The organism is Pseudomonas sp. RT6P73 (assembly GCF_054897715.1).
The window spans coordinates 3,487,438-3,498,973 of record NZ_JBUBUV010000002.1 but is presented as its reverse complement, the minus strand read 5'-3'; the positions used below and the strand labels follow the sequence as shown (position 1 = coordinate 3,498,973).

General features: G+C 61.2%; 7 protein-coding genes. All 7 read left to right on the top strand.

The annotated features are described in order from the left end of the window. The first annotated feature begins 15 nt into the window (after nt 1-15). The 7 genes from ACYZT6_RS16625 to ACYZT6_RS16595 all read left to right on the top strand — a co-directional run bounded on the left by ACYZT6_RS16625 (nt 16) and on the right by ACYZT6_RS16595 (nt 11,411). Nucleotides 16-666 (top strand): GNAT family N-acetyltransferase, encoded by a 651-nt coding sequence (locus ACYZT6_RS16625; RefSeq protein WP_462027837.1) that lies wholly within the window; start codon nt 16-18, stop codon nt 664-666. A 77-nt stretch (nt 667-743) separates the two neighbouring features. Further along, entirely contained in the window at nt 744-2,471 is a 1,728-nt protein-coding gene (locus ACYZT6_RS16620) for an autotransporter assembly complex protein TamA (RefSeq protein ID WP_462027836.1), read from the top strand. Beyond that, the gene (locus tag ACYZT6_RS16615; protein ID WP_462027835.1) at nt 2,468-6,136 is read left to right on the top strand and encodes a translocation/assembly module TamB domain-containing protein; all 3,669 of its coding nucleotides are present in this window, start codon (nt 2,468-2,470) and stop codon (nt 6,134-6,136) included. Before ACYZT6_RS16620 ends, ACYZT6_RS16615 begins: the two co-directional genes overlap by 4 nt. A gap of 376 nt (nt 6,137-6,512) precedes the next feature. Further along, a complete protein-coding gene (locus tag ACYZT6_RS16610) occupies nt 6,513-6,986 on the top strand; it encodes a MarR family winged helix-turn-helix transcriptional regulator (protein WP_462027834.1) in 474 nt (157 codons plus the stop codon). Continuing rightward, nucleotides 6,983-8,452 (top strand): efflux transporter outer membrane subunit, encoded by a 1,470-nt coding sequence (locus tag ACYZT6_RS16605; protein WP_462027833.1) that lies wholly within the window; start codon nt 6,983-6,985, stop codon nt 8,450-8,452. Before ACYZT6_RS16610 ends, ACYZT6_RS16605 begins: the two co-directional genes overlap by 4 nt. A gap of 15 nt (nt 8,453-8,467) precedes the next feature. Then, nucleotides 8,468-9,673 (top strand): HlyD family secretion protein, encoded by a 1,206-nt coding sequence (locus ACYZT6_RS16600; protein ID WP_462027832.1) that lies wholly within the window; start codon nt 8,468-8,470, stop codon nt 9,671-9,673. A 208-nt stretch (nt 9,674-9,881) separates the two neighbouring features. Next, complete coding sequence (locus tag ACYZT6_RS16595) at nt 9,882-11,411, top strand: DHA2 family efflux MFS transporter permease subunit (RefSeq protein WP_462027831.1); 1,530 nt, start codon at nt 9,882-9,884, stop codon at nt 11,409-11,411. Nucleotides 11,412-11,536 lie beyond the last annotated feature (125 nt).

The window sequence follows — 11,536 nt, the reverse complement described above, 5'->3', positions numbered from 1 at the left end:
GGGAGATCTACCGTTATGCCCGAAACCTCAACCGCCATTGCCGATATTCATATGCTCGACAGCGGCTACGCCCACGAAGCGCGCTCCCTGCTTTACCACGCTTACCGGCACGAACCGACCTTCGGCTACCTGTTCGAGGCCGAGCGTCCCGGCTATGAGCATCGTGTGCGGGCGACGGTGCGCGAGTTGGTCAAACAACACTTTCTTCAGGACTTGCCGGCCATCGGCCTGCTGGTCAACGACCGCCTGATCGGCATCGCCCTGATCGCCCCACCGCAACGTCGACTGGGCATCACTGAAAGTTGGGCCTGGCGTTTGCGCATGGTGCTCAGCACCGGCTTTCGTTGCACCCGCCGCTACCTCGATTACCACGCCGCCGTTGCCGCCTGCGTGCCGTCCGACTCGGTGCACGTCCTGCCGTTGCTGGGGATTCATCCGCAGTTCCAGGGCAAACACTTCGGCGAGCAACTGCTGCAAGCGGTGCACAACTGGTGTGCAGTGGATGAAACCTCCGAGGGCGTGATCCTTGATACCGGGAATCCTCGTTATCTAGAGTTTTATAAGCGCCAGGGCTATGAGGAAATTGGCGAGGTCGCGGTAGGACCGATCCTCGAGCACGTGTTTTTCCACGCCAATCCCCAGGTGTTACAAACAGCAACGGCATAAACGTAAAACTTTCGGTAGAACTTTCACCGCATGCCAGGCTCTATCACGCTCCCAAGCTCGTGATAGCATCCGCGCCTATGAAGTTTCCAGGAAGAATTACCAGTGGCGTGCTGATGCTGTTAACCAGCTGCGCGGCACTGGCGCAAAGTGAATTGGATGTGCGGATCAAACCGTCCAACGATGAACTGAAAGCCAATATAGAGGGCTATATCGGCAGCCTCGGCGATCGTGACGAAGAAGCCTTGCTGCGCTTCAGTCGTGGTGCCGAGGAACAGGCGCGCAAGGCCGCCCAGGCCTTGGGCTATTACCAGCCGCAGATCGACAGCGACGTGAAGGGCGGCAAGACGCCGCGCCTGATCCTCAACATCGATCCTGGCGAGCCGGTGCATTTGCGTAATGTCACCATTCGTGTCGACGGCCCGGCGGCCTCGCTCAAATCCTTTCGTGTGCCCAAAAGCGCTGCGCTGAAAACCGGCGCGGTGCTGAACCATGGCCGTTATGAAGACGCCAAGAAACTGATCCAGAATCAGGCCTCGCGCTATGGTTTCTTCAGTGGGCACTTCACTCATCAGACATTGTCCGTGGACCCGCGCGCCGGCGTCGCCGACATCGACCTCGTCTATAACAGCGGCCCGCGTTATGCCCTGGGCAAGGTCAGTTTCGAGGGCGACACGCCGTTCGATGAAGACCTGCTGCGACGCATGGTGCCGTTCAAGGAAGGCGCACCTTACGACTCCGAACTGATCGCCGAACTCAATCAGGCGATGCAATCGAGCGGCTATTTCGAAAGTGTGCGGGTGGATGCGGCACCGACGGCGTCCAAGAACGATGTGATCCCGGTCGACGTCAAGCTGGAAACCCGCAAACCACGGACCATGGGCCTGGGGCTTGGCTATTCCACCGACGTCGGCCCCCGGGTCAAGGCCAACTGGACCCGGCACTGGGTCAACCCGCAGGGGCACAGTTATGGCTGGGAGACCGAAATCTCGGCGCCACGGCAGAACGTCGGGGTGTTCTACGACATCCCCCTTGACCCGCCGCTGACCGACAAATTGCGTTTCGCCGGCGGTTATCAAAACGAAGAAATCGCCGACAAGGACTCCCTGAGCAAACTCCTGACCCTCGGTCCTGAGTGGCACAGCAAGTTGCCCAGCGGTTGGCAGCGCGTGGTCTCGCTCAAGTGGCAGCGCGAGGAGTACCGGCTCGGGGACGACTCGGGGCTTAGCACCTTGCTGATGCCCGGCGTCAGTTATTCCTACCTGAAAAGCGACAACCGCATTGATCCGCACAACGGCTATCGCCTGGAATTCGAGACCAAAGTGGCCAAGGAAGGCTTGGGGTCGGACACCAACCTGCTCTACGGCACCGCGCTGGTCAAAGGCTTGACCACGGTTTTCGATAAACACCGTTTCCTCGGACGGGTGCAGGTCGGCGGCAGTGCCACCAACGGCTACAAGTCGGTACCGCCGTCGTTGCGCTTTTTCGCCGGTGGCGATCAGAGCGTGCGCGGCTACGACTATCAGAGCCTGTCCCCGGAAAACTCCGAGGGCGACCGCATCGGTGGTCGCTACATGATCGCCGGCAGCGTCGAGTACCAGTACTCCGTCGCCGAAAAATGGCGGGTCGCAACCTTCGTTGACCAGGGCAATTCCTTTAATACACTCGAACTGCCGAACCTCAAGACCGGCGTCGGCATCGGTGTGCGCTGGGTTTCACCGGTAGGGCCGATTCGCCTCGACCTGGCCCATGCGATGGACGACGACGGCGGCATTCGACTGCACTTTTCCATGGGGCCTGAGCTGTGAATCGTGGTTTGAAAATTACGCTGCTGGCGATTCTGGCGCTGCTGATGCTGGTCGTCCTGGCCGTGACCACGGTGCTGGGCACGGCCACGGGCAGTCGTTGGGTGCTCGGCTTTGTGCCGGGTCTGACCGTGGAAAATTTCCAGGGCCGATTGGGCGGGCAGTGGAGTGCTGATCATCTGTTGTGGCAGCAGGACACCAGCCGGGTCGAGCTGAGCAAACCGATATTCGCCTGGTCGCCGCTGTGCCTGACGCGCATGACCTTGTGCATCGAGCAATTGAAGGCCGATCAGGTCAGCCTGCAATTCCCACCGGGCACCGAAGAAGAAAGCAGCGGGCCGATCACGCTCCCGGATCTGGACTTGCCCCTGGCGATCGAATTGGGCGATGTGCAGGTCGGCAGCCTGCTGTTCAACGGCAGCGAAGAACTCAAAGGCTTGCAACTGGCCGCGCACTGGACGGCGCAAGGGTTGCAGATCGACTCGGTGAAGTTGCAGCGCGACGAGCTCAGCCTGAACCTGTCCGGTTTGCTGCAACCCAGCGGCAACTGGCCGCTAAAGGCCGAAGGCACGTTGACCCTGCCGGCCCCGGAGCCTTGGAGCCTGGCGTTGAAGGTGGACGGTGATCTGCTGAAAACCCTGAACCTGAAAGCCGACAGCAGCGGTTACTTGAACGGCCAACTGACCGGCGAACTGCAACCGCTGGTGGACAACCTTCCGGCCAAAGTACGAATCACCGCCGACGGTTTCAAACCCAGTGCTGATTTGCCGGACACCTTGCAACTCAATCAACTGGAACTCACCGGCGACGGCGACCTGAAAAACGGTTACCAGTTGCTCGGCAAAGCCACATTGCCCGCTGAAAAAGGCCCGGTGGCCCTGGTGCTGCAAGGCAAGGTCGATGCCAACGGCGCGCAGATTGCCGGTCTCGACCTGACCGCCAACGACAAGCATAGCCTTAAACTCACCGGCAATCTCGACTGGAGCAAAGGCCTCAGCGCCGAGGCGAAAATCGATTGGCTGGATTTCCCGTGGCACAGCCTCTATCCGCTAATCGACGAGCCAGAAGTGGCATTGCGCAGCTTCAACGGTGAGGTTTCCTACACCGACGGCAAATACATCGGTCACTTCAAAGCGGCGCTCGACGGCCCTGCAGGTGCGTTCAGCCTCGAAAGCCCATTCAGCGGCGATCTGACAAAAATCTATCTGCAACAGATTCAACTCGAAGCCGGGCAGGGCAAGGCCGTCGGGCATCTGAACCTGCAATTTGCCGATGGTATTGCCTGGGACACCGCGCTCGACCTCTCGGCGATCAACCCTGCGTATTGGGTCGCGGAGTTGCCAGGCACGCTGGCCGGGCCGTTGCGCAGCCAGGGCGAGATGAAGAATGAAAAACTCAGCCTGAGTGCCGACCTCGACCTGAAAGGCAAACTGCGTGGCCAACCGGCGGTGATCCAGGCCAAGGCCGATGGCGGCGGTGAACAATGGAACCTCAACGCGCTGCAAATTCGCCTCGGCGACAACAGCATCACCGGCAAGGGCAGCCTGCAACAGAAGCTCGCCGGCCAGATCGACATCAAGTTGCCACGCCTGGCCCAACTCTGGCCGCAACTGCGCGGTCAGCTCAACGGTCGCGTCGATGTCGCCGGTACGCTGAAGGCGCCCCAAGGCAAGCTCGGGCTGCAAGGCACGCAACTGGCCTTCGAGGACAATCGCCTGCAAAGCCTGAACCTGGACGCGACCCTCGACGGCGCGCAACGGGCGAAATTCGACCTCAAGGGCAGCGGCATTCAAGCCGGCGACACCTCGCTGGGCACGCTGACGGCCAGCGGTCAGGGCGATATCAAAAACCAGAAACTTGCTCTCGACTTACAAGGGCCGAAGCTGAAACTGGCGCTCGGCCTGGACGGTTCACTGGACAAGGGCAACTGGCGCGGCCGCCTGGCCAGCGGTGATATCCAGGCCGGTGGTCAGGACTGGAAGCTGCAAGCCCCGGCGAAACTTGAGCGACTGGCGGACGGCAAGATCAACTTCGGCGCCCATTGCTGGATGTCCGGCCCGGCCAGTCTGTGTGGCGAAGACCAGCGTCTGATGCCGGAACCCAAGCTGCGTTATCACCTCAAGCAATTCCCGATTGAAAGCCTGGCGCAATGGCTGCCGAAAGATTTCGCCTGGAAGGGCAAACTCAACGCCGACCTGCAACTGGATATGCCAGCGAGTGGCCCGAACGGCCAGATCAGCATCGATGCCAGCGGCGGCACGTTGCGCATGAAGGAAAAGGATCAGTGGCTGGACTTCCCGTACCAGACCCTGAAACTCACTAGCAAACTCACGCCAAAACGCATCGACACCGACCTCAATTTTGTCGGCGGCAAGCTCGGCGAACTGATGGTGCAGGCGCAAATCAATCCGCTGCCGAAAAACAAACCGCTCACGGGCTCGTTCCGTCTAACCGGTCTGGATCTATCGGTGGCGCGGCCGTTTGTGCCGATGGTCGAGAAACTCACCGGGCGTTTGAACGGCAGTGGCACGCTCTCCGGTGATCTGTTGGCGCCTTTGGTCAACGGCAATTTGCTGCTCAGCGATGGCGAAGTGTCCGGACCCGAATTGCCGATGGAGTTGCAGGGTTTGCAGCTTCAAGCACTGATCGCCGGCGAAACGGTGCAATTGAACGGTGGCTGGAAAAGCGGCAAGAGCGGGCAGGGCAGTCTCAACGGCAACATCGCCTGGGGTCAGGCGCTGGTGGTGGACCTGACGCTCAAGGGCTCGCAGTTGCCCGTCACCGTTGAACCGTATGCCAAACTTGAAGTGGCACCGGACCTGAAGATCTCGATGAAGGACGACAAACTGGCGATCACCGGCAAAGTGTTGGTGCCCAAGGGCGAGATCACCGTGCGCGAGTTGCCGCCGTCGACGGTCAAGGTTTCCGATGACACGGTGATCGTCGGCCAGCAGACCGAAGAGGGCAAACCGCCGCTGGCCATGAAGATGGACATCGACGTGGTGGTGGGTGAGGACAAGCTCAGCTTTGCCGGGTTCGGCCTGACCGCCAACCTGCAAGGGCACGTGCACATCGGCGACAACATGGACACCCGGGGCGAGCTCTGGCTCAACGATGGGCGTTATCGGGCATACGGTCAGCGGCTCACCGTGCGCCGTGCGCGGCTGTTGTTTGCCGGCCCGATTGACCAGCCGTATCTGGACATCGAAGCCATTCGCCAGACCGACGACGTGATCGCCGGCATTCGCCTCAGCGGCAGCGCCGAACAGCCGACCACGCAGATCTTCTCCGAGCCGGCGATGAGCCAGGAACAAGCCTTGTCTTACCTGGTGCTGGGGCGCCCGCTGAGCACCAACGGTGAAGACAACAACATGCTGGCCCAGGCAGCACTCGGGTTGGGCTTGATGGGCAGTTCGGGGGTGACCGGCAAATTGGCCAACGACCTGGGGATTCAGGATTTCCAGCTCGACACCCAGGGCAGCGGCAACACCACCAGCGTCGTGGCCAGCGGCAATATCTCCGAGAAGCTCAGCCTGCGTTATGGCGTTGGCGTGTTTGAGCCGGCCAACACCATTGCCTTGCGCTACAAGCTGAGCAAAAAGGTCTACCTCGAAGCCGCCGGCGGCGTGGCCAGTTCGCTGGACATCTTCTACAAGCGGGATTTCTAAACCCGCATTTCCCTCCGAAACCGAGTCGCTCCCATCGCGGGCAAGTCGGATCGCCGCACCGCCGCTCCCACAGGTTCAGCGAGATCCTTGTGGGAGCGGGCTCGCCCGCGATGGCGTCAGAGTGTTCACCACAGAAATCCGGGTCACTGATCATTCCCACGCTCCGCGTGGGAATGCAGCCCGGGACGCTCCGCGTCCCTTCCAAGCCGAACGCAGAGCGTCCGTAGAGACATTCCCACGCAGAGCGTGGGAACGATCAGTCTTCAGCCATTTATCACCTGAATAGCAAGCAACCTAACTATTACGTTGACATTCTCTGCCTAGGCAGTAACATCTCGTCATACATTCACTGCCTAGGCAGCTAATTGGTGGTCAGATGAAACACTTCACCCCAGACGAATTCCACACTTGCCATCTCGGCCTCCTGCTCGGGCGCGCTGCGCTGCTCAAGGACCGGATCATCGACACGCACATGGAACCCCACGGCATCACTGCCGCGCAGTTCAAAGTGCTGATCATCATGGCCCAGTTTGGCGTCGATACGCCGGCCGAGCTGTGCCGTCACTTGTCGCTGGACAGCGGTTCGATGACGCGAATGCTTGATCGTCTGGAGCAGAAAGGTTTTCTCGCCCGCCAACGTTCCGAGGCGGATCGGCGTCAGGTTCAACTGGTGCTGACTGAATTAGGCCAGCAACTGGCTGACCGCCTCCCGGAGATCGGCGCCGACGCCATGAATGAACTGGCCGGCGCGATCACCCCGGAAGAATTAAAAACCCTGGAACAGATCCTCAAGAAAATCCTGGTGGCAGCCGGTGACTCGATCACCTTGCTGCGGGTAGGTGACAAATGAGCAGTAAAACCCTGCGTGCCGGCCTGAGCCTGGTGCTGGCGGCGATGATCCTGACCGGTTGCGCCAGTTACAGCGGCCTGACCACCGAAGGCGTCAGCCTCGATGCGAAAAACCTCAAGGCCGGTCAATCCCTCAGCGGCGTGACCCTGTCGCCCGCGGCCTGGCCGAAAAGTGATTGGTGGAAAAGCCTCGGCGACCCGCAACTCGACGGCCTGATCCGCGAAGCGCTGCACGACAGCCCCGACATGCAAATCGCCGACGCCCGCGCCCACCAGGCCAGCGCCGCCGCGTATGCCGCCGACGCTGCGCGCATGCCGACCCTCGATGCCAGCGCCGGTGTCAGCCGTTCGCGTCTGGCCCGCGATCAAGACCCGAGCGGGCAGGGCGGCACGTATTCCACCGTGCGTAATATCGGCGCCAGTTTCAATTACAACTTCGACCTCTGGGGCGGTCAGCGTGACGCCTGGGAAGCAGCCTTGGGCGAGGCCCGTGCGGCCGAAGTCGATCAGCAGGCCGCGCAACTGACCTTGTCCGCCGACGTCGCTCGCGCTTACAGCGACCTGGGTCAGGCGCACATCGTCTATGACCTGGCCAATGAAGACCTCAAGCGCACCAGACACATGCTCGACCTGAGCCAGCGCCGCCTGAGCTCGGGGATCGACAGCCAGTACCAGTTCCAGCAAACCGAAAGCCTGGAAGCCAGCTCCGAAGCGAGCCTGATCGACGCCGAAAAGCGCCTGCAAAGCGCGAAAATCGCCTTGGCCGTGCTGCTCGGCAAAGGCCCGGATCGCGGCAACGAAATCGCCCGGCCGAAGATCCTGCAAGCCAGCGCCGTGGCGTTGCCATCGGTATTGCCCGCCGAGTTGCTCGGTCGTCGTCCAGACCTGGTGGCCGCACGCTGGCGTGTCGAGGCGGCGAGCAAGAACATCGCCGCCGGCAAAACCCAGTTCTACCCCAACCTCAACCTGAGCGCTGCGGCCGGTGCCGAGTCGTTGCTGGGTGACGCGATGTTTGGTTCGGCCAGCCGTTTCTTCAACGTAGCGCCGACCATCTCGGTGCCGATTTTCGACGGTGGCCGCCTGCGCGCCGACCTCGATTCCCGCGATGCCGATTACGACCTCGCGGTGGCGCAGTACAACAAAAGCCTGGTGAAAGCGCTGGGCGATGTCAGCGACACCATCAACCAGTTGCGCGACATCGGCCGGCAGATCGGGGCGCAGCAACACGCCACCGACATTGCCCAGGATTCTTACAACACCGTGGTCCAGCGGTACGGTTCCGGCATCGGGAACTACCTGGACGTGCTCAGCATCGAGCAGCAATTGCTCCAGGCCCAGCGTCAGCTGGCCAACCTGAATGCCGAGCAGATCGACCTGTCGATCCAACTGATGCAGGCGCTGGGCGGCGGCTTCCAGGGCGAAACCCTGACCGCAGCCAACGCACTCCCAGCCACGCAGCACAACTAATTCAAGGTATTTGTCATGGCCACTGCCGAAACGACAACACAAACCCCTGACAACACTCCGGACACCAGCAACCCGCGCAAACGCAAAATCATGCTGGTGGTACTGGCGATCGTGGTGATCCTCGCCTGTGTCGGCGTCTGGGGTTATCACGAATTCTACGGGCGCTGGAATGAAAGCACCGACGATGCCTATGTGAACGGCAACGTGGTGGAAATCACCCCGCTGGTCACCGGCACCGTCGTGAGCATCGGTGCTGACGACGGCGATCTGGTCCATGAAGGCCAGGTGCTGATCAATTTCGACCCGAACGACGCGCAAGTCGGTCTGCAAAGTGCCCAGGCCAACCTGGCTCGCACCGTGCGTCAGGTTCGCGGCCTGTACAGCAACGTCGACGGCATGAAAGCCCAGGTCAACGCCCAGCAAGCCGAAGTACAGAAGGCCCAGGACAACTTCAATCGCCGGAAAAATCTGGCCGCTGGCGGGGCGATTTCCCAGGAAGAACTGTCCCACGCCCGCGACGACCTGACCTCGGCGCAAAACGCCCTGGCCAATGCCAAACAGCAACTGAAAACCACCAGCGCCTTGGTGGATGACACCGTGGTCTCGTCGCATCCGGACGTGATGTCGGCTGCCGCGCAATTGCGTCAGGCCTACTTGAACAACTCCCGCAGCACCTTGATCGCGCCGGTCACCGGTTATGTCGCCAAACGTTCCGTGCAATTGGGCCAGCGTGTCCAGCCGGGCACGGCGCTGATGGCGGTGATTCCGCTGGATCAGCTGTGGATCGACGCCAACTTCAAGGAAACCCAGCTGCGTGACATGCGCATCGGTCAGCCGGTGGACATCGAGGCCGACCTTTACGGCAGCGACGTGAAGTTCAGCGGCACCATCGACAGCCTCGGCGCCGGTACCGGCAGCGCGTTTGCCCTGCTGCCGGCGCAGAACGCCACCGGCAACTGGATCAAGATCGTGCAGCGGGTACCGGTGCGGATTCACATCAACGCCGAAGAGCTGGCCAAGCACCCATTGCGGGTGGGCCTGTCGACCCAGGTCGATGTGAACTTGCACGACCAGAGCGGCCCGGTGCTGGCGCAACAGCCGCCGCAAAAGGCGTCGTTCAGTACCAACGTCTACGACCGTCAGTTGGCCGAAGCCGACGCGATGATCACTCAGTTGATCCACGACAACAGCGCTGCGGTCAGCAAAACCGCCCAGCGCTGACACCGACCCTGTGGGAGCGAGCCTTTGTGGCGAGGGAGCTTGCTCCCGCTCGGCTGCGAAGCAGTCGTAAAACTTTTGGGGTCGCTTCGCAACCCAGCGGGAGCAAGCTCCCTCGCCACAAAAGCGCCCTCACCACAAAGGCCCGCTCCCACAAGGTCAGCTGCGTCCTTAACAGGCGCTGCGCCAATCAGGTTTCAAAGGATTTGCGATGAGCAATAACGCGTCTTTCACGCCGCCCAGCCTGCTGCTCGCCACCATCGGCCTGTCGCTGGCGACCTTCATGCAAGTGCTCGACACCACCATCGCCAACGTGGCGCTGCCGACGATTTCCGGCAACCTGGGCGTGAGTTCGGAGCAGGGCACTTGGGTGATCACCTCGTTTGCGGTGAGCAACGCCATCGCGCTGCCGCTGACCGGTTGGCTCAGCCGGCGCTTTGGTGAAGTGAAGCTGTTTCTCTGGGCGACCGTTCTGTTTGTACTGGCCTCGTTTCTCTGCGGTATCTCGACCTCGATGCCCGAGCTGATCGGCTTCCGGGTGCTGCAAGGCCTGGTGGCCGGTCCGTTGTACCCGATGACCCAGACGCTGCTGATCGCGGTCTATCCCCCAGCGAGGCGCGGCATGGCCCTGGCGTTGCTGGCGATGGTTACGGTGGTCGCACCGATTGCCGGCCCGATCCTCGGCGGCTGGATTACCGACAGTTACAGCTGGCCGTGGATCTTCTTTATCAACGTGCCCATCGGTGTCTTCGCGGTGATGGTGGTGCGCCAGCAACTCAAGGCACGTCCGGTGGAAACCAGCCGTCAGCCGATGGATTACGTCGGACTGATCACCTTAATCATCGGTGTCGGCGCGTTGCAGGTGATCCTCGACAAGGGCAACGACCTCGACTGGTTCGAATCGAACTTCATCCTCATTGGTGCGGCCATTTCAGTGATTGCGCTGGCAGTGTTCGTGATCTGGGAAATGACCGACAAGCATCCGGTGGTCAACCTGCGGCTGTTCGCTTACCGCAACTTCCGCATCGGCACGATTGTGCTGGTGTTGGGTTACGCCGGGTTCTTCGGCATCAACCTGATCCTGCCGCAATGGCTGCAAACCCAGATGGGTTACACGGCGACGTGGGCGGGGCTGGCGGTGGCGCCGATCGGGATTTTGCCGGTGTTGATGTCGCCGTTTGTCGGCAAGTACGCGCACAAGTTCGACCTGCGGCTGCTGGCCGGGCTGGCGTTCCTGGCGATTGGCCTGAGCTGCTTCATGCGTGCCGGGTTCACCAACGAAGTGGACTTCCAGCACATCGCCCTGGTGCAACTGTTCATGGGCATTGGCGTGGCGCTGTTCTTCATGCCGACCCTGAGCATTCTGATGTCGGACCTGCCACCGAGCCAGATCGCCGACGGCGCGGGCCTGGCGACGTTCCTGCGGACCTTGGGCGGTAGTTTTGCGGCGTCGTTGACGACGTGGATCTGGATTCGCCGGGCGGATCAGCACCACGCCTATATGAGCGAAAGCATCAGCACGTATGAGCCGGCGACCCGCGAGGCACTGAATGCGCTGGGCGGTGCGAGCAACCCGGCGTATGCGCAGCTGGATCATGTACTGACCAGTCAGGCGTACATGCTCTCCACCGTGGATTACTTCACGTTGCTGGGATGGGCGTTCATGGGGTTGATCGTGATTGTGTGGCTGGCGAAACCGCCGTTTGCGGCGAAGGCGGGGCCTGCGGCGTCTGGGCATTAAGGGTACGGCTCAGGATCCACCCCTCACCCTAACCCTCTCCCCGGAGGGGCGAGGGGACTGACCGAGTTGTTCTTTTGATTTACATCGACCTGGAAGCCCGAGTCGAACTCAGGTCTGGAAAATGA

Excerpts from the sequence above, each read along its gene's own strand:
- ACYZT6_RS16625 (WP_462027837.1), top strand. The coding sequence starts at position 16 with ATGCCCGAAACCTCAACCGCCATTGCCGATATTCATATGCTCGACAGC.
- ACYZT6_RS16620 (WP_462027836.1), top strand. The coding sequence starts at position 744 with ATGAAGTTTCCAGGAAGAATTACCAGTGGCGTGCTGATGCTGTTAACC.
- ACYZT6_RS16610 (WP_462027834.1), top strand. The coding sequence starts at position 6,513 with ATGAAACACTTCACCCCAGACGAATTCCACACTTGCCATCTCGGCCTC.
- ACYZT6_RS16605 (WP_462027833.1), top strand. The coding sequence starts at position 6,983 with ATGAGCAGTAAAACCCTGCGTGCCGGCCTGAGCCTGGTGCTGGCGGCG.
- ACYZT6_RS16600 (WP_462027832.1), top strand. The coding sequence starts at position 8,468 with ATGGCCACTGCCGAAACGACAACACAAACCCCTGACAACACTCCGGAC.
- ACYZT6_RS16595 (WP_462027831.1), top strand. The coding sequence starts at position 9,882 with ATGAGCAATAACGCGTCTTTCACGCCGCCCAGCCTGCTGCTCGCCACC.